General features: G+C 35.1%; 35 protein-coding genes. 12 read left to right on the top strand and 23 right to left on the bottom strand.

Annotated features, from left to right (window positions below):
• The first annotated feature begins 82 nt into the window (after nt 1-82).
• Both C5F47_RS02375 and C5F47_RS02370 read left to right on the top strand, forming a co-directional pair.
• Nucleotides 83-898: an NAD(+)/NADH kinase gene (locus C5F47_RS02375; protein ID WP_179361314.1), complete on the top strand. Its 816-nt coding sequence runs from the start codon at nt 83-85 to the stop codon at nt 896-898.
• A complete protein-coding gene (locus C5F47_RS02370) occupies nt 888-1,367 on the top strand; it encodes an NOB1 family endonuclease (protein WP_179361313.1) in 480 nt (159 codons plus the stop codon). The genes C5F47_RS02375 and C5F47_RS02370 overlap by 11 nt, the downstream gene beginning before the upstream one ends.
• 98 nt (nt 1,368-1,465) lie before the next feature.
• On the opposite strand, the gene C5F47_RS02365 is transcribed toward C5F47_RS02370, so the two are convergent.
• The 4 genes from C5F47_RS02365 to hsp20 are packed head-to-tail and all read right to left on the bottom strand — an operon-like array spanning nt 1,466 to nt 2,452.
• Nucleotides 1,466-1,648, bottom strand: a complete 183-nt coding sequence (locus C5F47_RS02365; protein WP_179361312.1) for a hypothetical protein — start codon at nt 1,646-1,648, stop codon at nt 1,466-1,468.
• Between the two features lie 11 nt (nt 1,649-1,659).
• Nucleotides 1,660-1,812, bottom strand: coding sequence for a hypothetical protein (locus tag C5F47_RS02360; RefSeq protein WP_179359960.1), 153 nt, complete (start codon nt 1,810-1,812; stop codon nt 1,660-1,662).
• Nucleotides 1,813-1,822: 10 nt separating this feature from the next.
• Entirely contained in the window at nt 1,823-1,945 is a 123-nt protein-coding gene (locus C5F47_RS09720) for a hypothetical protein (protein WP_281361089.1), read from the bottom strand.
• A 15-nt stretch (nt 1,946-1,960) separates the two neighbouring features.
• Entirely contained in the window at nt 1,961-2,452 is a 492-nt protein-coding gene (gene hsp20 / locus C5F47_RS02355; protein WP_343045164.1) for an archaeal heat shock protein Hsp20, read from the bottom strand.
• A 126-nt stretch (nt 2,453-2,578) separates the two neighbouring features.
• Between hsp20 and C5F47_RS02350 the strand changes: the two genes are divergently transcribed.
• Nucleotides 2,579-2,782 (top strand): hypothetical protein, encoded by a 204-nt coding sequence (locus tag C5F47_RS02350; RefSeq protein ID WP_179361310.1) that lies wholly within the window; start codon nt 2,579-2,581, stop codon nt 2,780-2,782.
• 10 nt (nt 2,783-2,792) lie between these two features.
• Here the strand turns inward: C5F47_RS02350 and C5F47_RS02345 are convergent, their stop codons facing one another.
• Nucleotides 2,793-2,978 carry a hypothetical protein gene (locus C5F47_RS02345; RefSeq protein WP_179361309.1) on the bottom strand — a complete coding sequence of 62 codons (186 nt, stop codon included), beginning with the start codon at nt 2,976-2,978 and terminating at the stop codon, nt 2,793-2,795.
• 152 nt (nt 2,979-3,130) lie between these two features.
• Between C5F47_RS02345 and C5F47_RS02340 the strand changes: the two genes are divergently transcribed.
• On the top strand, nt 3,131-3,304 hold the full coding sequence (locus tag C5F47_RS02340) for a hypothetical protein (protein ID WP_179361308.1): 174 nt from the start codon (nt 3,131-3,133) through the stop codon (nt 3,302-3,304).
• 147 nt (nt 3,305-3,451) lie between these two features.
• Here C5F47_RS02340 and C5F47_RS02335 read toward each other — a convergent pair whose 3' ends face one another.
• The 4 genes from C5F47_RS02335 to C5F47_RS02320 form a co-directional block, all read right to left on the bottom strand.
• Complete coding sequence (locus C5F47_RS02335) at nt 3,452-4,252, bottom strand: helix-turn-helix transcriptional regulator (RefSeq protein WP_179361307.1); 801 nt, start codon at nt 4,250-4,252, stop codon at nt 3,452-3,454.
• A gap of 105 nt (nt 4,253-4,357) precedes the next feature.
• Nucleotides 4,358-4,507, bottom strand: coding sequence for a hypothetical protein (locus C5F47_RS02330; RefSeq protein WP_179361306.1), 150 nt, complete (start codon nt 4,505-4,507; stop codon nt 4,358-4,360).
• A gap of 520 nt (nt 4,508-5,027) precedes the next feature.
• Nucleotides 5,028-6,902, bottom strand: coding sequence for a DUF4377 domain-containing protein (locus C5F47_RS02325; RefSeq protein ID WP_179361305.1), 1,875 nt, complete (start codon nt 6,900-6,902; stop codon nt 5,028-5,030).
• A 66-nt stretch (nt 6,903-6,968) separates the two neighbouring features.
• Nucleotides 6,969-8,303, bottom strand: a complete 1,335-nt coding sequence (locus C5F47_RS02320) for a multicopper oxidase domain-containing protein (RefSeq protein ID WP_179361304.1) — start codon at nt 8,301-8,303, stop codon at nt 6,969-6,971.
• Between the two features lie 411 nt (nt 8,304-8,714).
• Between C5F47_RS02320 and C5F47_RS02315 the strand changes: the two genes are divergently transcribed.
• A complete protein-coding gene (locus C5F47_RS02315; RefSeq protein ID WP_179361303.1) occupies nt 8,715-8,909 on the top strand; it encodes a hypothetical protein in 195 nt (64 codons plus the stop codon).
• 42 nt (nt 8,910-8,951) lie between these two features.
• Here the strand turns inward: C5F47_RS02315 and C5F47_RS02310 are convergent, their stop codons facing one another.
• The 9 genes from C5F47_RS02310 to C5F47_RS02270 all read right to left on the bottom strand — a co-directional run bounded on the left by C5F47_RS02310 (nt 8,952) and on the right by C5F47_RS02270 (nt 13,920).
• Nucleotides 8,952-9,638: an ERCC4 domain-containing protein gene (locus C5F47_RS02310; protein WP_179361302.1), complete on the bottom strand. Its 687-nt coding sequence runs from the start codon at nt 9,636-9,638 to the stop codon at nt 8,952-8,954.
• 53 nt (nt 9,639-9,691) lie between these two features.
• Complete coding sequence (locus C5F47_RS02305; RefSeq protein ID WP_179361301.1) at nt 9,692-10,093, bottom strand: prefoldin subunit beta; 402 nt, start codon at nt 10,091-10,093, stop codon at nt 9,692-9,694.
• A gap of 23 nt (nt 10,094-10,116) precedes the next feature.
• Complete coding sequence (locus C5F47_RS02300; protein ID WP_179361300.1) at nt 10,117-10,362, bottom strand: KEOPS complex subunit Pcc1; 246 nt, start codon at nt 10,360-10,362, stop codon at nt 10,117-10,119.
• Entirely contained in the window at nt 10,346-10,558 is a 213-nt protein-coding gene (locus C5F47_RS02295) for an eL43 family ribosomal protein (RefSeq protein ID WP_179361299.1), read from the bottom strand. Before C5F47_RS02295 ends, C5F47_RS02300 begins: the two co-directional genes overlap by 17 nt.
• Before the next feature lie 4 nt (nt 10,559-10,562).
• The gene (gene rrp42, locus C5F47_RS02290; RefSeq protein WP_179361298.1) at nt 10,563-11,378 is read right to left on the bottom strand and encodes an exosome complex protein Rrp42; all 816 of its coding nucleotides are present in this window, start codon (nt 11,376-11,378) and stop codon (nt 10,563-10,565) included.
• 2 nt (nt 11,379-11,380) lie between these two features.
• Nucleotides 11,381-12,115, bottom strand: coding sequence for an exosome complex exonuclease Rrp41 (gene rrp41 / locus C5F47_RS02285; RefSeq protein ID WP_179361297.1), 735 nt, complete (start codon nt 12,113-12,115; stop codon nt 11,381-11,383).
• Nucleotides 12,115-12,798 carry an exosome complex RNA-binding protein Rrp4 gene (rrp4, locus tag C5F47_RS02280; protein WP_179361296.1) on the bottom strand — a complete coding sequence of 228 codons (684 nt, stop codon included), beginning with the start codon at nt 12,796-12,798 and terminating at the stop codon, nt 12,115-12,117. The genes rrp41 and rrp4 overlap by 1 nt, the downstream gene beginning before the upstream one ends.
• Nucleotides 12,798-13,484: a ribosome assembly factor SBDS gene (locus tag C5F47_RS02275; RefSeq protein WP_179361295.1), complete on the bottom strand. Its 687-nt coding sequence runs from the start codon at nt 13,482-13,484 to the stop codon at nt 12,798-12,800. Before C5F47_RS02275 ends, rrp4 begins: the two co-directional genes overlap by 1 nt.
• A 76-nt stretch (nt 13,485-13,560) precedes the next feature.
• Nucleotides 13,561-13,920, bottom strand: a complete 360-nt coding sequence (locus C5F47_RS02270; RefSeq protein ID WP_179361294.1) for a DUF6659 family protein — start codon at nt 13,918-13,920, stop codon at nt 13,561-13,563.
• 119 nt (nt 13,921-14,039) lie between these two features.
• Here C5F47_RS02270 and C5F47_RS02265 point away from each other — a divergent pair, with 119 nt between their 5' ends.
• The 5 genes from C5F47_RS02265 to C5F47_RS02245 are packed head-to-tail and all read left to right on the top strand — an operon-like array spanning nt 14,040 to nt 16,727.
• Nucleotides 14,040-14,678 (top strand): DNA-directed RNA polymerase subunit D, encoded by a 639-nt coding sequence (locus C5F47_RS02265; protein ID WP_179361293.1) that lies wholly within the window; start codon nt 14,040-14,042, stop codon nt 14,676-14,678.
• Nucleotides 14,679-14,723: 45 nt separating this feature from the next.
• On the top strand, nt 14,724-15,071 hold the full coding sequence (locus tag C5F47_RS02260) for a 50S ribosomal protein L18e (RefSeq protein WP_179361292.1): 348 nt from the start codon (nt 14,724-14,726) through the stop codon (nt 15,069-15,071).
• Nucleotides 15,064-15,558: a 50S ribosomal protein L13 gene (rplM, locus tag C5F47_RS02255; protein ID WP_179361291.1), complete on the top strand. Its 495-nt coding sequence runs from the start codon at nt 15,064-15,066 to the stop codon at nt 15,556-15,558. Before C5F47_RS02260 ends, rplM begins: the two co-directional genes overlap by 8 nt.
• A complete protein-coding gene (rpsI, locus tag C5F47_RS02250; protein ID WP_179361290.1) occupies nt 15,555-16,004 on the top strand; it encodes a 30S ribosomal protein S9 in 450 nt (149 codons plus the stop codon). The genes rplM and rpsI overlap by 4 nt, the downstream gene beginning before the upstream one ends.
• Nucleotides 16,005-16,007: 3 nt before the next feature.
• Nucleotides 16,008-16,727 (top strand): nucleotidyltransferase family protein, encoded by a 720-nt coding sequence (locus C5F47_RS02245; RefSeq protein ID WP_179361289.1) that lies wholly within the window; start codon nt 16,008-16,010, stop codon nt 16,725-16,727.
• On the opposite strand, the gene leuD is transcribed toward C5F47_RS02245, so the two are convergent.
• The 5 genes from leuD to C5F47_RS02220 form a co-directional block, all read right to left on the bottom strand.
• The gene (leuD, locus tag C5F47_RS02240) at nt 16,705-17,289 is read right to left on the bottom strand and encodes a 3-isopropylmalate dehydratase small subunit (protein ID WP_179361288.1); all 585 of its coding nucleotides are present in this window, start codon (nt 17,287-17,289) and stop codon (nt 16,705-16,707) included. The two genes, C5F47_RS02245 and leuD, sit on opposite strands and share 23 nt — an antisense overlap.
• Nucleotide 17,290: 1 nt before the next feature.
• On the bottom strand, nt 17,291-18,706 hold the full coding sequence (leuC, locus tag C5F47_RS02235; RefSeq protein WP_179361287.1) for a 3-isopropylmalate dehydratase large subunit: 1,416 nt from the start codon (nt 18,704-18,706) through the stop codon (nt 17,291-17,293).
• A 1-nt stretch (nt 18,707) separates the two neighbouring features.
• Nucleotides 18,708-19,199: a LeuD/DmdB family oxidoreductase small subunit gene (locus C5F47_RS02230; RefSeq protein ID WP_179361286.1), complete on the bottom strand. Its 492-nt coding sequence runs from the start codon at nt 19,197-19,199 to the stop codon at nt 18,708-18,710.
• Complete coding sequence (locus tag C5F47_RS02225) at nt 19,199-20,467, bottom strand: 3-isopropylmalate dehydratase large subunit (protein ID WP_179361285.1); 1,269 nt, start codon at nt 20,465-20,467, stop codon at nt 19,199-19,201. The genes C5F47_RS02230 and C5F47_RS02225 overlap by 1 nt, the downstream gene beginning before the upstream one ends.
• Nucleotides 20,468-20,599: 132 nt before the next feature.
• Nucleotides 20,600-20,815, bottom strand: coding sequence for a hypothetical protein (locus C5F47_RS02220; protein WP_179361284.1), 216 nt, complete (start codon nt 20,813-20,815; stop codon nt 20,600-20,602).
• Between the two features lie 224 nt (nt 20,816-21,039).
• On the opposite strand from C5F47_RS02220, the gene C5F47_RS02215 reads away from it, so the two are divergent.
• Nucleotides 21,040-21,567 carry a hypothetical protein gene (locus tag C5F47_RS02215; RefSeq protein ID WP_218841254.1) on the top strand — a complete coding sequence of 176 codons (528 nt, stop codon included), beginning with the start codon at nt 21,040-21,042 and terminating at the stop codon, nt 21,565-21,567.
• A gap of 182 nt (nt 21,568-21,749) precedes the next feature.
• Nucleotides 21,750-22,526: a coenzyme F420-0:L-glutamate ligase gene (locus tag C5F47_RS02210; RefSeq protein ID WP_179361283.1), complete on the top strand. Its 777-nt coding sequence runs from the start codon at nt 21,750-21,752 to the stop codon at nt 22,524-22,526.
• Nucleotides 22,527-22,561 lie beyond the last annotated feature (35 nt).

The raw sequence follows: 22,561 nt of genomic DNA, 5'->3' as shown, positions 1-22,561 counted from the left end.
CGAATTTGTTTTCATACTTATTTGTTTTTCCAAGGAATAACAAAAATATCATTTTTATGTAAATAGACTTCAGAAGAACTGCTTGAAATTACAAAAAGTAGCAGTGGTAAGCAAGGTAGGATCCAAGGATTCAGAGCAAGCTGCAAAAGAAGTTACAAAAAAACTATTAGCAAAAAAATCTACAGTGTTTACAATATCCCCAATTGAAGTTGAAGGGGCAAAACAACTTGAGACACTAGAAGAATTAAAGAAAGAAAAACTGGATTTGGTGATTACTCTCGGAGGGGATGGTACCACACTCAGGGTTTTTAGAAATTTAGAAAATGAAACTCCAATTCTCACGATTAACGTGGGAGGAAACAGAGGAATTTTAGCAGAAATTACAATTGAAGAAATTGATAATGCAATTGAAGAAATTTTAAAAGATAATTTCTTTTTAGACAAAAGAACCAGAGTGGTAGCTTCATGCGGAGGAAAAGAATTCCCACCTGCATTAAATGAAATTTACATTACAAGAACAAATTTGACAAAAACTGCAGAAATTGAAATTAAATTTCAAGACGATACGGTAACACAAAAGATGGACGGAGTAATTATCGCAACACCAAGTGGTTCTACAGGACATTCGTTTTCACTTGGAGGTCCAATTCTGCATGAAAGTTTGGATGTCTTAATCATTACACCTGTTGCACCAGTTTACAGATTGGCATCATTGATTGTTCCAGATGAAAAAATCGAAATTACTTGTTCTCATGATTGTAATATCGCAATGGATGCACAAGTTGTAAAAACAGCTGGATATGAAGAAGCAATCACAATTAAAAAATATAAAAAACCAGCAGTCTTTTTAAGATTAAAGAAAAGAGGACTGAGACAGATGAGCAAGCTTGGATTTTAGAATTTTAGATGCCAGTGCCTTTTATGCAGGAGTCCCATTTCGATCATCAGAGGACTGTTACACAACATCATCCGTATATGATGAAATAAAACACATAAAGAAAAATCATGATGCATTAGGAACTTTGCTTGAAACTAACAGACTAAAAATTCGAGAGCCTAGCGAGGAATCAACAAAAAGTGCAATTAAAGCAGCTAAAGATACTGGAGATTTTCCACAACTCTCAAAACAAGACATGTCAGTTATTGCACTATGCATTGAAACAAAGGGTGAGATAATTACTGATGATTTTGCCATTTCAAACGTAGCCAAAAATTTAGAATTGAAAATTTCGCCAATTATGACTAAAGGGATTACAGATGTTGGAAAATGGGTGCATTATTGTCCAGGGTGTAGAACGAATCACTCTAGTGGGACTGAATGCCCAGCTTGTGGCACTCCATTGAAAAGAAAATTGCTTAAAGATTGAAAATATCTTTAAATTTTATTTTCTTAACATGATTTCAAAAATGGTCACATGTGAGGGAGAAGGGATCCCCCACATGGTTGAATCAGGTGTTCTATGACTTATGCAAGAGCAGCTACTGTATGACATAGGATCTCCTCACTGTACATGCATTGACTGTGGAATCTAACTTCTGTAGGATTTGTACATTTTGTACAAACTAGTTGGATAGGCTGAGTGCAATGAAAACATTGCTTTCCCACATCCAACTCCCCTCCACATCGTCTACATAACGTGTCTGGCATATTTTTTCCTCCTATGGAATTAGATTGTATATGTCACCAGTTAGAAAGGCAGTTGCAATTCCTGCACCAATGGGAATTCCCATTGCAATGCAAAGAAGATCAAATTTTACTACCTTCTTAAATGGAGCATGTACCATTGCATTCCAAGTATTTTGTTTTTCCATATGTATCACCTCAAGGAAAGTTTTTTCTCCCAATCTTCCATTTAGAAATTACTTCTTCAGGATATGAAGAAACTTTCTCCATGGAAGATTTGACAGACTTTTTGAGTTGATGGATTGATGAAATATTTTTCATTTCATTGTACCTCCATTATTCTACTGACACAATCCTGCCTTTTGGTTTTTTTTCGGCAAGAGAAAATGTCAGCTCCAATACACCATTTGTGTATTTTGCTTTTGCAGAATTTCCATCAACGTCATACTTTAATGGAAACTTTGTTCCATACTTTCTTTCTCCGTGTTCTGCAGAAATTGATACAACATTATCTGCCACATTAACCTGGATGTCAGACTTTTCAATACCAGGCATTTCAGCTACGAGTTTAATGACACGATCTTGTTCATCAATCGTCTCATCCACATACACATCTCGTATGCCAGAATCACTAATTGCAGAGAGCGGCTTTGTATTACCCCATTCTTTTACAATGGGTTTTCCATCAGGACCTATGGTCATCTGATAACCATAATAGTATGGTCCATGTGTTTGGATTTCTCCTTGTGGAGCATCAAAGACATCACCCATTGAAAAAAAGGGGCTCGATAGTCTTCGAAATGTTTTTTCGAATTGGTCATCAAACATCTTTTAATCACCGATTTAATGTAATAGAGATTACAAAATATAAAGATTTTGCATATATTATCTATATATGACAATAATGTCATACTACTGACAATATTAAAATATCAGAATGATGTTTCTCATATCATGCAAACTTTAGTTGCAGAATATGAGAATCAGGCAAAACCAAAATCACAGAGACATGTGACCTACTTTTGCAGATTATGCAGAAATTATGGAATAAAAACTAGAAAGGCCCATTTGCAAAATCATCACAATGCAAATCGAGATACCGTTACCAAACGAAGTAACAATGATCTTGTAGATGTCATTTTTATTGAATCAAGGTAAAAAGAAAAAATTATGGATGCATTTCTGTTTGCATTAGCATTCTATTAACATCAAGTATCATACATGCAGGATGTGCAATTTTTTCAGCCATTATCCCACAAGTGTGACAAAAGAGTCTAGTTGGCTCATTACAGAATTTGCATCTATGTTCTACTTCTAATCTAGAAGTACATATTTTGCAGGATTTATTTTCCATGAGATATAGTATAGTAAAATAAATTTAAAAACTAATCGAAAATTAGAATCAGCTAATTAGGAAATACTAATTTTATTATTCTCTATTTGAGATAGTCATAAAGGGTTCTAATGAATAGCCAGAATTATAACTCAGGTTTACATTATTGATTCATGGATGATGATTGTGAGAATTGCCTTCACACAAAAGAGGATCACAAGCTTACATTAGGTAGAATAGGCAGCGGAGATTTCTTACCAGGTACATCAATGCCAAGTGGAAAATTGCAATCAAAAATATTATGCACAAAATGTTCATGTAAAAACTATGTTCCCAAAGAAGCCTAAGCCACACAGGTACCAAATTCAAATCTGCAAAAATTAAAACGAATACAACAGGGTTTGGATCTGTGAAGTTCTAGTCAAGTTCCACTTTATGAAGACACATCGACTATTTTGATGACAAAATGAATGAAAACAGGTAGAAAATTGAGTTTATTCTTTTAATTTACTCTCTTTGAAAACATCAGAGCCATACCAACAGTATCTGAAATAGTCAAGACACCACTCATGAAACATTGGATCCTCTGAATAAAACATCTCACTAATATCAGCCTCCCCATCAACTGTTGGAAACATTATGCATGCCTCTTTCTCATTCATTACAAGTACTGTTTGAACATTTTTTGCCATTTTTCTTTGAATTAATCCATCATCCATCAATTTATCAAATCCCAATTTCTTGAGAAGGGCCTTTCTTCCTTTTGGAACTACTGCAGATTCAGAAAAAATATAATCAAATTTTGTACCCTTCTTAACTTGTTTTATCAGGGGCTCTATCAGGTCTAAAGGAACTTCTGATAATATTTCATAGATGTATTCATCAGAATTTTTGTAAATATTCTTCCACTGCTCCATTGTTTTAGAAAATCCTTTTACACGTTGACTTGCAGCTAATTGCCCACAACGCATCTTGAATTTATGTGGAATTTCTCCAAAATTATGCTCTTCAAAATATTTCCTATTTTGTGTAAGAAAAACCAAGGATGGAACCTGAGTACATACAGTTTGTCCAAATGTCGTTAACGTGTATTTTCCATCAGTTTTCTTTTCAATTAAACCGCTTTCTTCCAATCGTGTGAAATTTCTATGTACTTCTTGTTTTGTTGCATCAATCTCTTTTGCTAGTGCAGTTGGAGTAGAGTTTTTTTCTAATAACTTGAATAAAATTTGCATTCTTTGAGGACTAGCTAAATCAAGTACATAATTTGCAGTTTCATCAAATAGATCTGTCAATGATAACACTACTCAATACAGGATAAAAATGATCACAGATTTTATTCTATGGTTTGAATGAATTCCTTTAGTCATGTCAAAAATTATAAAAAAGAAGTTTTGTTGCTAGCCAAAGATTCCGCTAGCAACAGAGTATGCTCCAATGCCCACTCCAATTACTACACCGATTCCCATACAGAGAAGGTCAAATTTTACGACCTTTTTGAAAGGGGCATGAACCATTTTATCCCAGTTTGAGATTGGTTGTGATTTCATGATTATAGTTAGGAATAGTAGTAGATAGAATCTGGTAAAACTAACAAATGACAAGTAAGCTATTCAGCTGACTAAGGTATATTGTCAATTTTGACGTATCTTTATCATGAGAATTGATAGTTGCAGAAAATGCGGAATAGAATTAACAATCAAACAAAATTGTTCAATTTGCAATGAAACTATCAAGTTTGATTGTAAAAAATGCCACTTTGAATCAGAGGAACAAATTCACTCATTATGCAGATTGGTAGATATGAATCACAGGCCACAAATTTCTGAGGTAGCATAATGTCAAGAAATGCAGGGCCACATCCATTATGCATAGGGAAATGTCAAGAGTTTCAGGTGAAAAGATATGGATTAAGTAAACGGTATGAGTTGGGACAAAAGTTATGCCAGATGTGTAATCAATGGATTCACTATGAAGGTGTCTGGTGTCCGTGTTGTCACAAACGTTTGAGAACTAAACCAAAATCTAAAAGACGTGCAGATTTTCCACGAATTTAATTTTAAAAAGAAATTATTTGGATTGCAGATACTCTATCATTGCATTACAATGATCAACCATAAACGCATCAAGATTTCCTAATTTCCCTTCCCATTGAGAGATAGAAGTATTGACACATATTTCAAGAGAGTCAACATCAGAATCTAATCCAATCTGAGCATTATCCATTATGCTTTGTGTAAACATTTGATTTGTACCTACATGTTTTTTTGTTGCAAGTAATTCAGTATGACCTGATACAAGAACCGTAAAATCAAAAGTTTGCAAGACATCATGAGTTTCCAAATACAAATCAATGTCAGGAGTTACTCCAAATGCACGATATGGTGATTCAGCAGGACGAAACAAATCAACTAGCATTGCAATTTCATATTGAGGTAAAAGAATCAGCCAATTTCCTTTAGAATGAAAGTCCCCAATGTTGTGTAATTCAATAGTTTTATCACCAATTTCCAGAGTATTGAAATCACCTTCAAGAACCATATTGGGTATAGGACGGTTAGGATCATTATCAGATACAAGCAAATCGGCAGCATCTTTGTGTGCAATGTATGTTATATCTTCAGAAAATATCATACCTGCAGCCCCAGTATGATCCTGATGGTGATGAGAGTAAATCATGTGAGTGATGGGTTCATCAGTTACTTCGTTAATTGCTTCTAGATATTTTTCACCAATAGGTTTTGGTGCATCAATTACAACAACACCCTCTCCAGTAGTTAGAAACATTGTCTGGTATCCACTTCCAACAAGCCAAAATACTCCATTTGCAATTTCAGTTACAACATATCCTTTTTCTTCAGACACTATTGGAGGTATAGAAGCATATTGTAATGTATTTTCAAATAGTCCAAAAGTGTCATGCATAATTGCTTTACACTCACCTTTGTTTTTCATTGCAACATGATCTGCAGTTAATGCACACATGTTTCCATATGTTTTTTCATTAACACCACAAACAGGAGCATATTCCAAAGTACATGCAATAGGTGGTATGTCAACATGCCATCCAATTTTTTCTAATCTATCCATAGAGCTTGGTTTAACACAGACAGGTGTTGCATCAGACTTGAAGAGTAGTTGTCTATCTTCTGTACAAATAACATCGTTTGCTGAAATTCCTGCATTGCCCTGCTGATATGGTCTAAGATAGGGTTGCTTTACTCCATCCATAACACAGACTTTTCCAGGATATATTCCAGGTCCACATCTGTCATTTAGAACACAGATTTCACCAAGTGAAACATAACCTGGTGCACAAATGTTGTTGTATGGAATATGTTTAGAGTATGATTTAGTATCAAGAATTTCAACTAATTCATATTTTTTACTTGATGAATCAGCAGGAGGGTTTTCAACATCAGTTACTTTTACAGAAATCTTGTAGGATTTTCCCTCAACATAATCAAATCCTTTGATGGAATCATAGAAATTTTTCCAACTGAAATCCATACTCTCACGAACATTCATGCATTTTTGTGGACCAACTCCAACACAGTCAACCAGTTTTGAATCAATGTATAGAATTTTGGTTTCAGAAGGTGTCTCTAATCCAAGTTCCACCCTCACTTGACTTCTTAATTCATCAAGTTCCTCTCTAGGCATATCAAAACTAACCATTTTTGTAATCTGGTTCATCAAGACTAATCCTTCTCTATCGTGAGATAGTTTCTGTCCTGTCTCTTTAAATGCATAATATGCTTTCATGATTTCTAGACGTTGGTTTGTATCATTCTCATCGGGATTATTCATCCAATTCTCAACCATGGTTTTTAATTCCTGCTGAGTTATGGATGAATTTACCACTGCCATATCTTCAGCATATGATTCCTGTAAACCCACAATTCCTAAAAATATCAAAGGAATAATTGTCAGAAATAATTTCATGTGTATTATAAGAAATTACACTTTAAATCCTTTGATGAAATTTGATTTTTAGTAATCATATCTCATCTAGTTTACACTAACAGTTCCTTTCATCCAAGGATGTAAAGTACAGAGATAACCATATTCACCAGACTTTTCAAATGTGTTTGACCAAGTTTTTCCTGCTTGAATAAATCCTGAATCAAATGTGTTTTCATCATCTGTAACAGTGTGTATAACAAAGTCTTCATTTGTCCAAGTTACAGTAGTACCTGAAGCAATCTCAATTGCAGTAGGATCATAAGATTCTACAACGTCAGGATTCCATGAATCCTTGACAATTATTACTTTGTCTGTTTTAATTTTTGGTGCATCAATTACTTTGGCTTCTCCCAAGTTATCATATGTGATTAGTTTTGGTTGCTCTAGTGTTCTTATCAAATCTTCTTGCCACTCTATCATGGAATAACTTCCTTTGTTGTTACTAGGAGTTTGAATTTCAGATAATGATGATGCATCTTCTAACACCTCAATTATTGCCATAGAGCCACGTTCTTCTTGAATACCGTGAACATGGAATAGATATTTTCCTGGAGTATCCCATGTTGCCTCTATAATTGCAGTGTCACCATTTCCAATTAGATGTGTCTGTGCAAAGTATGGTTCATTCCATAAAATTCCTGAAGGATATACTTTCATTATTGTACTGTGCACATGGAAAGGAGATTGCAATACGCCACCAACTCCCATTACATAGAATCTAGTTAATTCCCCAGAAACAACTTGTATTGGGTTATCCATATACTGGTTTGCGTATCCGTTTACTGGATAAAATTCTGTAAAGTATTCTAATGCATTATTAGGATCAAACTCACTTAGAGTGAAAAAGTATTCCCGTGCAGGCTCCATTGGACGTATTGCAGGATCAATAATCATTGCACCAAACATTCCCATTCTCACATGTTCAGATGTTGGAAACGCATGACAGTGATACATGAACATGCCAGCTTCATGTGCAACAAAATGATACGTGTATTCCTCACCAGGCATTATCTGTGGAAAAACACCATCATTTGTAGAATCATGAGTTCCATGAAAATGGATTGTGTGGGCATATGGAGTTTCATTTACAAATTTTACAGTAACGTCATCGCCTTCTGAAAATCTCAAAGTTGGTGCAGGGACTGTTCCGTTGTACGTCCAGACTTTAGCTTGGACGCCAGGAGATACTTCAATTTTCGCATCTTGAGCAATTAACGTATAAGATAATGTCTTAGGATTAGGATTTGTAAATTTTGGATAAATCTCAGATGATTCTGCAGTAGTTGTTTGAATTTCAGGAGATTGGATAAATGCTACAAATGCAATACTGAATCCAATGATTACACCCACTATTACAAACATTGTTGTGTTTTGCTTCATTCTATTTTTCTCCTATAGTACCAAAGATAATACTACTATAGAAACTGCTGCAATGATATAGAATCCATAAAATGCCTTTCTGTGACGTGGGATTCCAAGTTTTTGTTTAATTGATAATTTCATAATATTATCTCCGTTAGTGTGAAGCGAGAACATTGTGAAAAAAACTCACAATTTCTTTCGTGTCTAGGGAAATATTGTTCTCGCATGAGATAGATACGATGCTTGTGATGATAAGGTATAGTCAGCTAATCAGCTTACCGAAGAACGAACCCTTAGGGGCTGGTTGTCTGTTCAGATTGTAAATTAAAACACAAATCAATTCATACAACGAATAGAGATCAAAAAATCCCCAGATCTGAATATGAATATGGACATGAGTTTTAGTACTATGGGGATTCTAAACAAAGCATGTCATCAGTCGATTTTGGAAGAACTCTAAAATGTGATAAATGTGATGCAAGGTTCAAGTATCCTCATAGGCTGGAAAAACATAAAGAAATTGCACATAATAAGAAAAAAGAGAAATGCAGAGCATGTGGTACTGAATTTCATACGATTGAAGATCTTAGAAAGCACAAAAAAGATTGTAAAGAAAAAATCTAATTTTCTTTTATTTCATAAACACCTCCCTGTTTTGGAGAGGAATTAGGAATCATGTAGTGTTTTCTGATTTGATTTTTTTAGATATTTGCTTTTGGTGTCCAAAGTTTTTTTGATTTTTTTGGCACGAGCATCACCAAGACCTTCAACTTTTGCCAAGTCGGCAGTTGTTGCACTAAAAACTTTCAACGGGGTTCCAAATTTCTCAAGCATTCTAACTGCAAATTTTTCCCCAATTCCAGGTAAACTACACAGAACTGACAGTTGCTGTTTTTCCAAATCTGAAGATTTCTTTATCTTTTTGAGAAAAGGTCCCTTTGAAACATCTTTTCTTGAACACATGGATACAAGTAATTTTGCAGTATGAGTTGCACTTGGAGTAGGAATCACGGGAATTTGAAAATCAAGAACAACAGAAGAAATTGCGCCATAAAATATCAGGGGATTTTCAGTTATTTCCTCAATTTCATCAACGTTTCCTTCCATGAGAACTACAGGATGCTCAAAATGCTCCTTTAGTCTAGAGCACTGATCAAAAAGGCGTCCATCAAATACAGATGCCATTAAATCTCGAATGCTTTTTCTCTCAACTATAGTTTCAGGAGCCACAATATAATCACCAATTGGAAGTGTTTTCATTTCAATGTTTAATCCAATAGATTTTAGTAAATCAGGAATTCCACTTTTTCGCTCCCTTTCATCTACAACAATTCTAAGATTTTTTAACTCCACAAGTAACACATGAAAAGAATTGTTAATATCTTATATGAAATACGCTTGAGATTTTATTTTCTAGGATTGTCTTCAGCAGGAGGTGAATTTGGCGGAGCATTTCCAGAACCACTTTTCATCATTTCAGTAATTTTTGTTTCTTGTTCTTTTAGAGATTCTTTGAGTCGTGTTTCTTGTTTTTCTAAAACAGTAGCACGTGTTTTGGTCATTTCAATTCTTTCTTCCAACTCATCAACTAATTCCTGTTTTTTTGATTTAATCAAAACAGTACCAGCTTGTTTGAACACTGCATCACCATCGGCTACTTTTTTTAATTCTTCAAGAGCTTTTTCAGTTTCTGCTTTTTCAATATCAAGATGTTGTTTTTGAGTCATTACAGACTGGAGGTTCTGTTGAGATTGTTGCATTTTCATAATTTGTTCTTGAAGCCATGGTGGCATTTGTCCTGCTGACATGTTTTATCAAAAAATTTGTTTCATTATATCTTTACCGATTCAATTGTGTCATCACTGGCTTGAATCAACCTAAGTGTGGAATTCAAATTTGCTCTAAGGTGAGATAATTGATCAGTTTCAACTGAGATGGTGAGTTTTTCATCAAAGGCTATCTTGGTTTTTACAGGATTTTCTGGATAAAACTCATTATCAGCATTTACTGATTCGAAAATTGCTTTTGTTTTGTCTTTTGCGTCGACAGTAATTTTTGCACTAAAGTTTAATGTCATATGCAGTACCGGCTACCTTATAGCTGCATTTTTTGCAAGACCAGATTCCTACTGCATCACGACTAAATGATGTGGAACCACATTCAGGACATGTTCTTTTTTCTTTTAATTGAAGGTGAATTTTTGTATATTGTTTTCTAAGTTTAATTCCGTAACGAGCACCTAGTCCTTTAAGAGATTTTTTTGCTTTTGCCATTTTATTAACTTCCTGATTGAGCTGCTTTTAATTTTTCTCTTATTTTTGCGCCTACTTTGACTGAGATTTCACCACACTGATTAATTTCATCTTGGGTAAATCCATCAGAACCACCTTTTTGTAAAGCACAAATATTTCCATCAGAATCACTTGTAATTGTAACACGAGCATCCATACTTGCCCATTCATCTCCATTTGGATCAACGATGATATGATTGCCAATTTTTCCCATTGTTACAGATACTGGAATAGTTTCAATTGGTAATGGTGTTTCTTCACCTTCTACTAGAGTTGGTTTCTCGTCAACCCAATCCCATTTCGGGGTTTTGGCTACAAGTAATGCAGCAGTAGCAGCATAAGAACATGCATCAAAGAGATTTCCATCTTGATCAACTACAACGTTATCAGCAAATACACCAACAACGGATTTGTCTTTTAGAATTACTAATTTACTAACATCAATCATGTGGCTTTCTCTGATTCCTCTATCAGTAACTCTTGCCAATTCAATGACAGGTGGTTGTGGAGGACCAGTTTCAACAGTTGGATGTGAAAGTGGTAATAGTTCAGCAGTACACATGAAAATTCCTCTATCACCAGTATCTGGGAAAGGTCTATCAGGTTGAATTTTAACTCCACAAATAACTTCAGTGTCACCTAATCTGACTCTTGCTGAACCATTTGCTTTTGGAATTGCATTAGTTTCAATAGTAAGTTCACGTGCTTCATCAAGTGCACGTCCATCAACTCTTTTTCCTTGTTCTAATAGTTCAAGGATTTGTGCTTTCTTTAATTCATCTAGAACAGATACAGATGTCATTTTTAGTCTCCTCCATTCCCAAAGTATTTGTCTTTGAGTGCTTTCTTTTGTAATTCGTAAACATCTTTACAACCTTTTACTCCAACGTCGACACATTTCTTGTATTCTTCAGGAGTTAGAACGCCATCTAATTGTAATAATGTAATTTTACCAAGGCTTGGCATGTAACCTATTGGCATGTCTGCTTGACCTGCTTGGTCTTCTTCATTGTTAACATCAAGAATTACAGTATCTGCAACTTTTCCTGCTGCTACGGCTGCAACCATATCTCTCATTGGAATACCAGCATCAGCTAATGCAACAGATGCTGCTGTAAGTGCAGCACAACGAGTTCCGCCATCTGCTTGTAAAACTTCAATGAAAACATCAACAGCAGTTCTTGGAAATTTCTCCAACATTACTGCAGGTTCTAATGCTTCTTTGATTACTTTGGATATTTCAATTTCTCTTCTTGATGGTGCAGGGTTTTTTCTCTCACCAACAGAAAATGGTTCCATGTGATATCTAACTCTTAAAATTCCAGTGTCAGTGTTTGACATGTGTTTTGGATGTACATCTCTTGGACCGAAAACTCCAACTAAAATTTTATTATCACCAAATTCAATGTAAGCAGAACCATCGGCATTTTTTAGTCCACCAGCTCTAATCATGACACGTCGTGTTTCGTCTACTTTACGACCATCACAACGAATACCATTCTCGTCCAATAGGACCATTGTTGCGTCTCTTCCGCCCATTATGATTCATCATCCTTTATTTCTAACATTTCTTTCACTTGATCAGTCAAATTAGCAACATGTGCCTTTTCGTTAATCATTTCAATTGCTTTTTTAGCCTTTAATAATCCCTCGGGAGTCTCACATGCCACCACTACCCAACCATTCTGTCCAATAGTCACAGCAGCATTAGTTGCCATTTCGATCATCTGGATCATGCTTCCGCGTTTTCCAATCAATCTAGGGACTTTACTAGGTGAGATTTTTACCAAGTCACCAGAGTCAATTGCACCTAAATCTCTATCAGAAATTGTCACCAGTGGATCTCTTGTTCTATCAAAATTAGCTATTCTTGCAGCTACCAAGTCACCAGTTTTTAGTTTGGTGGATAGTTCATCTGCATGAGCAGAAAAGTCTCGTCCAAAGACATCTTGAGCAGGCAAAAATCCTACATAGCATGAATTGATATCTAATTCCCAAGATAGTGAAGTATGGGAAATAACTTTACCAATTACTAAATCATTAATTTTTGGAATATATTTTCCAGTTAATGGGATTACTTTAACAGAATCATCATAAATTTCAGAAATTCCTATAGTTGTAGAAATTATCTTATCACCATCAAGAATTACATTTTGTTCAGGTCTAAATGGGCCTGTAGTTACTACATCGCCAGGAATAACGTATTTTCTTTTATTATCCATTATTGAACTACCTCAACTGAAGCTGAACCCTTAGTTATAGAACCTAATCTGTCTATCACGTTTGGCCTTGCCGCAGCGGGTATTTCAAGTATTGCTTTTAGTGAACCGTTATTTTGCCATTCTTCAGATTTTAGAGAACCTACTGATTTTAGAACTGCATATGATTGGGATGCAAATTGTGCCGGAATAGTAATTTCCAATTGTAGGCTTTCTGTTTTTAGGGCAATGATTGAACGAAGTTTTTCAACAATATCTTTTACCTGCTCTTCAGCATTTTTTTGAGGATCAACTGAAACTCTTCCATCTTTCATTGCTTGCTCAATTCTCAACGGAGGGTGAGGCAAGTGAGTTTTTGGATCCACATAGGTTTTGGCAATAAACGTAACAATCTGTTTTTTCTTGTCTTCTACCATTTTTCGTCTTTGATCAGTAGTAAGATTTAGATCACCTTTCTCTAGAATAATCTGAGCAATTTCAGTCTGGTCTTCAGTTTTGAAAGCTTTGAGTAATTTCTCAGAAGAAGGCCTAGTACCTTTTCCAGAATCAGTGTAAATTTCGTCAGAAACTAAAACTGCGGAAATATCTTTTTTCTTTCCCATTTTGAAATCCAATGCAGGATCAGGCTTTACCATAATCTCAAATTTTTCCCCTTCAAAGGAATATCTTACTAATGTTACATCGACCATTTCTAAATTAGATATGAGGATTTGCTATTTATCTGTACTAATAGAACATAGACAATAACGATATTTGATGACTTTGTTATTTTGAATGATTGATTAATTCAAGAATTTTTGAAATAACATTTGTGTGATCTGTGTTTATTTCAGTTGTAACCATTAGCAAGTGTCTTTCATCAATTGGAAATGAAATTCTTTTGATTTCATTATATTCGGCCATTGCATATTTTGCAGGACCAAGTTTATGTTCAATATTTTTTCGGGTTTGCCATCTCTGAGATGCATAATGGTGCATCATTTGAAGATCTTCATCATTTAGAATCGGGTTGATGTTTTCTCGAAAACCACCAGTAATTATTTTGCCAGCATTATTTTGAATTGCAGCATAGCGAATACTAGAATCGACATTTAGAACATCAGAAAATAACTTGTCAAAATCCATAAATCAGATACTCCATTGTGGACTTAAGCATATCTAGAGAAATAGGACAAACCAGAATGTCATTATCACTGTGCCCAAAACCAGCTAGATTTTTATGTGGATTTTGAAGATTTTGCTCATTGTCATCCTTAGATGTAATTAGTAAAGATAATCAAAAAATTGCTGTAAAACTTACAGGTATTCCATTACAATATGCAAATGCATTAAGACGTGTATGCCTCAATGGCGTTCCAACATTTGCAGTAGATACTGTAGACATTATTGAGAATTCTTCAGTATTGCCAGATGAAGGATTGGCCCACAGATTAGGACTAATTCCAATAACTACAGATTTGTCTAGATTCAATGAACCTTCAAAATGTGAATGCCAAAGTGAAACAGGATGTTCAAATTGTAAAGTTATGCTAGTTTTAGATTCAGGGGATTCAGACGTTACAAGAACAGTTCTTTCAAGTGAACTGTCCTCTGAAGATGATTCAATTAAACCAACATCAGACAAAATTCCCATAGTCCAACTAGCACCAGGTCAAAGAATCAAAATTGAATGCTATGCAAGACTAGGTCGTGGAACAGAACACGCAAAATGGAATGCTGCAACAATTTCAACTCTTACTGATACTGACAAAGAGGATGTCAAAGTACTAACTGTAGAATCTACAGGAGCTCTCAATCCAGAACAAATCATTATTTCAGGAGTAGACGAGGTCAGCAATAGAATAGGTCAATTTAAAGAAATGATTGACCAAGTTGAAGCATAATCTAAGCATAGACATTATATTTGGGTTTCAAACCGGATTATTCACATGACTAGTCAAGTCGTCATACACATGGCAAAAGATCTAAAGAAAGCATCTACAAAGAACGATGCACCAATTTGGGGCAAATTGGCCGAATATGCATTAAAACCATCTATTGCAAGAAGAGATCTTAATTTGAATAGAATTGGTCAGTTGACAAAAGATAATGATACAGTAGTTTTCCCAGGTAAGGTACTTGGAACAGGTAATATTTCTCACAAAATCACATTATTCTCATTTTCAATTTCAGAATCTGCAGCAAACAAAATCATTGAAAAAGGTGGAAAAATCATTACCCATTCAGATTTGATTGAACAAAACCCAACTGGAAAAGGAGTAGTTCTACTTGGCTAACGGAAGAATCAACAAACCAAAGGGAGCAAAACAAGAAACAGTTGTAAGAACTGACAGACCAATTGTAGTAGATGCAACTAACCATATTGCAGGTAGACTAGCATCCAATGTTGCAAAATTATTGATACAAGGAAACAGAGTATCAGTAGTTAACTGTGAAAAAATTATGATGAGCGGTGCAAGAAGCAACCAAATTCAAGAGTATAGAGAATTTTTAGAGATTAACAGTATTATCAATTACAAACACGGACCAAAACACTACAGAAGACCAGATACTGTAATGGCAAAGATGATTCGTCAAATGCTTCCTTTTGATAGAAAGCCATCAGGAAAAGAAGCATTCCAAAGACTAAGAACATACATTGGTTCACCTCAAGAAATTAAATCACTTGAAAAAATTCAATTTGAAAAAGCATTGATTAGAAAAACTCCATCAAACTATACAGCACTAGGAGAATTATGTAGGGTAATTGGGTGGACTGAATGACAACTCCAAAAACTGAAATCTATTTTGCAACAAGAAAAACAGCTAGTGCCCATGTTTACATTACCAAAGGTAAAGGAAAAATTAGAATTAACAACGTCCCAGTAGAAATGATTCCACAGGAAACTGCCCGTGAAGTTATTTTAGCACCTTTAGAAATTACTGGAGATTTGAGGGATAAAATCGATATTTCTGTAAGAGTAAGAGGTGGAGGTTTTATGGGTCAAGCCAGTGCCATAGCAACTGGAATTTCAAGAGCACTTACTGGATGGACTAAATCCAAGAAAGAGCCAAAAGATCATCCTTTCCCAAAATCAACTAGAGAAGACCTTAGAAAAAGAATCACTGATTTTGATAAATACCTAGTCAGTGGAGATGCCAGAAGAAAAGAACCAAAGAAGTTTGGCGGACCTGGTGCAAGAAGAAGAAAGCAGAAATCATACCGTTAGGCTGTGAAGGCTGTAATTCTTGCAGGCGGCAAGGGAACAAGAGGCAAACCATATACAGAATATTTTCCAAAAGCAATGACTCCTATCAATGGAAAGCCGTTGATAGATTATGTTGTAAAATATCTAAAATCATTTAGTTTTGTAAATGAAGTAATTATTATTTCAGATTTTGAGGGACTGGGAGGTCAAATCAAAAATTATTATGGAAATCAAAAAAAGATTACATTTGTTCAGGATTCTCAAAGTGGGACAGGTGGAGACTTGTTGCACATTGCAGATAAACTCAAAAATGAATCAGAGTTTGTTTTGTGGTTTGTAGATAACTTGTGTGCCATAGACCTTAAAAAAATGAGAGAATTTTTCAAAGAAAAAAAGAGTTCAGCATGTATTGCTACAAGAACAAAAAGAAAAGAAGAAACAGGATTTGCAACAGTTGAAAATGGGATAATTACAGAATTCAAAGAAAAACCAGTAATGAAACTACAGTTATCTGAATGTCTTGGAATCTACATGTTAGGACAAGACATCATTAAAAGAATCAAATCAAAACAAAAACAAAAAGAGATCAATCTATCTTATGATATTTTACAACAACTATCAAAAGAAGGAAAAATTAGTGCTTTTGATATTGGTGAAAAAGAATGGATGGATGCAGAATCTCCAATGGTTTTAGAAAGAAACGAAAAAACAGTAAAGAAGATTATAAAACAGATGGGATTTTAGATTCTTTTTCAAAGGCAGAGATTTTTTCTTCATACTGAAAAGTTTGAGCAATATCATCTAATCCCTCTAAAAGAATTTTTTTCTTGTAAGCGTCAATTTCAAAAGATATTTTCTCAGATGGAGTAGTGATGGTTTGGTTTTCCAAATCAACTTCAACAACACCAGTTTCTTGTTGCAGTTTTTCTACCGTTTTTTGATTCAAAGTGATAGGTAAAATTCCATTCTTGAAGCAATTACTAAAGAAGATATCTGCAAATGAAGGAGCAATAATTACTGAAAAGCCATAGTCAAGAAGGGCCCAAACGGCATGTTCACGACTAGAACCACAACCAAAATTATCTCCAGCTACGAGAATATTGGAATTTTCGTATTTAGAGTCATTTAGAACAAAATCGGGTTTTTTGTTTTCATTCTCATCAAATCTCCAATTAAAAAATAGGAATTTTCCAAATCCAGATTTTTGAACTAATTTTAGGAATTGTTTAGGGACAATTTGATCAGTGTCTACATTTACCTTGTCAAGTGGAGTTACAATGCTTGAGATTTTTTTAAAACATTCCATTTTAATTCAAATCCATTTTCCTAACATCTACAAAATGACCTTCAATAGCAGCAGCAGCTGCCATTACAGGGCTAACCAAATGAGTTCTACCACCAGTTCCTTGTCTGCCTTCAAAATTCCTATTTGAAGTACTTGCACATCGTTCACCGGGAGATAAAATATCAGGGTTCATTCCAAGACACATACTACAACCAGCTTCTCTCCACTCAAAGTTTGCATCAATGAAAATTTTATCCAATCCCATTTCTTCAGCTTGTTTTTTGACCATTTGAGATCCTGGGACAACCATGGCATGAACATTTGGAGATATCTTTTGTCCTTTGATTACTTTGGATGCCTCAATAAGATCTTCTAGTCTAGCATTAGTACAAGAGCCAATGAATACTCTATCGATTTTGATATCCTCAATTGAAGTTCCAGGTTTCAAATCCATGTAATCAAGTGCTTTTTCAGCCCCCTTCTTTTGATTAGGATCACCTTTTGAGAATTCATCAGGTGATGGAATTAGTTCAGTAACATCACAAGTCATTCCAGGATTAGTTCCCCAACTTACTTGAGGAGCAATATCATCAATGTGTAGTGTGAATTGTTTTTCAAATTTTGCATCGCCATCTGTTTTTAAATTGTCTCTCCAAGTGTCAACCAAGGTTTCATAATTTTTTGGAGTATACTCCCTGTCTCTTAGATAATCATATGTTTTTTCATCAGGTGCAATCAAACCTGCTCTAGCCCCTGCCTCAATTGACATGTTGCATATTGTCATTCTTTGCTCCATTGAAAGATCAGTTATTCCCTCACCACGGTACTCAATTACTGTTCCTGTTCCACCACCAGTACCAATATTTTTGATAATTGAGAGTACGATATCTTTGGCAGTCACAGCATGTGGGTTTTTTCGCTTACCTTCAACTCTAATTTCAAAAGGAGTTGGTTTTTCTAGCCACATAGTCTGAGAGGCCAAAACATGTTCAACATCACTAGTACCTATTCCTAAAGCTAGTGCTCCAAACGCACCATGAGTAGATGTATGACTATCCCCACAAACAATTGTAGTCCCAGGTAATGTGATTCCTAATTGAGGGCCAATGACATGCACAATTCCCTGATTTGGGCTATTGACATCAAATAATTTAATTCCAAAATCTTTACAGTTTTTTTCCAAAGTTTGGATTTGGACTGAAGAGGTTTGGTCCAATATGGGAAGTGAACGGTCAGTAGTTGGAACATTATGGTCCATTGTAGCAATAGTAAGATCAGGTCTTCTAACTTTTCTGTTATTCATTCGCAATCCATCAAAAGCTTGTGGAGAAGTCACCTCATGAACAAGATGTCTGTCTATGTAGATTAGTGAAGGATCATTTTGTTTTTCAACAACAACGTGAGATTCCCAAATTTTTTCAAAAAGCGTTTTTCCCATTTCAATCCTGGTCTGGTTTATACTTGAACAAACCACCAGCTGCAATTATTTTTCCAATAATTTCTGAAAATGGTTTCATTTTGTAGGTTTGGTTTTTTGTAATATTTTTAATTTCATTTGCAGAGACATCAATGTCTATTTCATCACCTTCAGAAATACCATCATATGCATCCTGTTCAATTTCAATAGGTAACAAAAATGCGCCATCAACTGAATTGCGATAAAAGATTCTTGCAAAAGACAATGCAAGTACGGCCTTTACTCCAGAGTGAGATAATGCAATAGGGGCATGTTCACGAGATGAGCCACAGCCAAAATTTTTACCTGACAAAATAAAATCACCTTCTTTGACTTTAGAATGAAAATCAGGATCCAATCCTTCCATTGCATGTGTTGCAAGTTCTGCATAATCATGGACTTTGAGATATTGACCTGGAATAATTACATCAGTGTCAACATTGTCTTGAGCATATTTTATGACGTTACCTTTCATTACAAATCCCTCGGGTCAGTTATTTTTCCAGTTACAGCAGATGCTGCTGCTACCAATGGAGATGAAAGATAGGTTTGTGACTCTACATGGCCCATTCTGCCTGGGAAATTCCTGTTTGTAGTACTAATGCAGATTTCGTCTTTTGCCAAGACGCCCATATGTGCTCCACAGCAGGCACCACAAGTAGGAGGCCCAACAGTAACACCGGCATCTAAGAATATTTTCAACAATCCATTCTCCATTGCTCTCTGATAAATCGAAATTGCAGCAGGTAAAATCTCAGTTCTAATCTTTACTTTTCTTCCTTTGAGAATTTTTGCTGCAGCTTCCAAATCTTCGTATTTTGCTCCAGTACATGAACCAATGTAGGATTTGTCCAGTTCAACTGAAGGGGCTTCTCTAACAATACAAGTATTTTCTGGAGAAAATGGTTTTGCAATTGTTGGCTCCATCTCAGAACTTTCAAACTCGAAAACTTTGGCATATTCAGCATCATCGTCGCCTTTGATCAAATTGAAATTTGTTGCACCTCTCTGAGTAAGATAATCAACTACCTTTTGATCAGGTTCAACTATTCCATTCTTTGCTCCAGCTTCTGTAGTCATATTACATAGGGTTAATCTGCTTTCAACTGACATTTCATCAACTCCGGTTCCGCCAAACTGCATTGTTTGGTATGCACCGCCATCAGTTCCAATCTCTCCAATAATTTTTAAAATAAGATCTTTGGCCATCACGTGTTCAGGCAATTTTCCATTTAACTTGAAGAGAAAAGTTTCAGGAACCTTGAACCAAATCTCACCATTAAGCAAAACATATGCAACATCAGTATGTCCTAGACCGCAAGCAAAAGCACCCAAGGCTCCAGTCGTATTGGTGTGAGAATCTCCACCAACATAAACATCACCTGGCATTACCATTGCTTCCTCATGAGAGATAGTATGGCAGATTCCGTATTGTCCCATTCCATACTTGAAGTGTTTTTCAATTCCATAATTTTTTGTAAAGTTTGTTAATTTCACAATATTTTCAGCAGATACTTTTTCAGCCGATGGAACAAAATGATCTTCAGCTACCCAAACTTTTGTAGGATCCCATAATTTGTCAACTGAAATTCCTTGCTTCTTTAATTTGTCAAATACCTTAATCACGCCTGGGCCTGAGACATCATGCATCATTACCTTGTCAACCTTTGCAAAGACTACATCATCAGGTGCTACTGAAGACTTTCCAGCACCTTTTGCAAGAATCTTCTCAGTAATGTTCATAATGAAAAAAGCTTGTTCTACAGATTAAAAGCTTTTCAGATGTCCAATTATCAGATATGAAAAAAACATATTTGATTTTATCTCAAAACCACGATTAGTTCTCTTATAGAGATTTATCTTTCAAGTTAAACACTAAAGCTCTAATTTACCAGAATCCAACCCATCTTTTACAATCCCAATTAGTTCCTCAACAGTACAGTTTCGTAATGACTCAGGCACAGATTCAACATCAAATGACTGTAAACTGCCAATCTTTTTTCGCACCAGCATCTTGACTAGACGAGGCACATTCTCATCATACTTTGAATTGATGTGTTGAATAATTTCATCAATTTGTTCTGGCTCCATTGTATCTAACCTCTAAAATTATTCGTCATCAATTATAGTCCATGACAATCCGTAAAGTTGTTCCCATGATTCATCATTTTGTGACATATTGTATAATGGTAAGTTCGGTTTATAACGTTCATGAATGATTTGTTCAGATCAATGATTTACATATAGTTTGCAAACCTGTAACATTTTCAAATTTCAAGATCATCTTTAATTATTTTCATCAATTCATAATACCAATGACTAAAACAATGGCAATAATTCTAGCTGCAATAATGCTTGCAAGTTCAGGATTTATGATGTCTGCAGATGCCGGAACTGTTGTTCCAGGTCACGATAAACAATCTAAAAATGACAAGGATAACAACGGAATTCCAGACAAAGGAGTTACTGTAAACGGTCACTATACCTCAGTTTATGCATACGATAATCTCGGGGATTGGTATTGGGATCTTGGAGATGGACGCATATTGGGTTCTGTTGGTTCAGTAGATGAACTAGATTCAGATACACTAACTGTTTGCGATTATGTCGTAAATTTCAGAGGAAACTTTGAAAACAATCCTTTCATGGATTCAGGTTGGATACAAAATCACATCAATTGTCAAGGATATGATGACAATGGTCATTACAACTATCTGATAGTACATGAGACAGACCCTCGATACAGAGACAATCCCGACTGGTCGATATGGGGAACTTGGGAATACCATGTTCTTACAGAATCAGGTGTAGGTAATCTTGTAAGACCCATGGTTCCGCCATAACCTCTTTTTATTTTTTAAAAATTTACACTAGATATCATATCAAGACAGGAATTAACAATAATGCAAACAGCAAACGAATCATCTTTTGATTACTAAATTTCTATGGGGTTGATAAGCAGTTCTAATGAATCATAGTGTAAAGATAAACAAAATATTTTACAGTAGATAATACTCAGAATATTATGCAATTAACTGTATTACCATTATTAGCAGATAGAAAAGAAGGAGAATTTGATATTTTCAAGGCACTCTTAGAAGCATTGGAAAAAAACAACACAACCCTAGAAGATCAAGATGTTTTAGTAATTTCAACAAAATATGTATCAAATTCACAAGGAAGAATAGTAGAATTAGAGAAAATCAAACCATCAGAAGAAGGATTAGAAGTTTCAAAATCATTTCAATTAAAATCAGAAATTGCAGAGATAATCATCAGAGAATCAGATAAGATATTTGGAGGCATTGGAGGATTTGTAATCACATCTTCAGATAATATCATGGCTCCAAATGCAGGAATTGATAAATCAAATGCAAAAAAAGGTAGAGCAATACTTTATCCAACAAACCCGTATCAAACTGCAGAAGAGATTCGGAGAAAAATTTTCTTAAAGTTCTTCATTCATGTAGGAATAATTTTAGTCGATAGCAGATTGATGCCAGCAAGAATTGGAACTTCAGGTGTAGCGATATCTTGTGCAGGAATTGAACCGGTTTTAGATATGAGGGCAAAAAAAGATCTTGATGGAAATCCACTAAAAGTAACATTTCAAGCAGTCGTTGACAACCTTGCTACAATAGCCAATCACAAGATGGGAGAAGGTGCAGAATCAAAACCATTTGCAATAATTAAAAATTCAGGTGCAAAGCTAACTGATAGAAAAATCAAACCATCAGAAATGGCAATTTCCCCAGATCAATGTGTGTATGTCAGAGGGTTGTCAAATCCTCCAAAAATTTAGCCTAAATTTCTGTTCTGCTTTAAATAGAGGCATCT

It is taken from the genome of Nitrosopumilus cobalaminigenes, assembly GCF_013407145.1.
Taxonomy (GTDB): domain Archaea; phylum Thermoproteota; class Nitrososphaeria; order Nitrososphaerales; family Nitrosopumilaceae; genus Nitrosopumilus; species Nitrosopumilus cobalaminigenes.
This window is presented reverse-complemented; position numbering and strand designations above follow the sequence as displayed.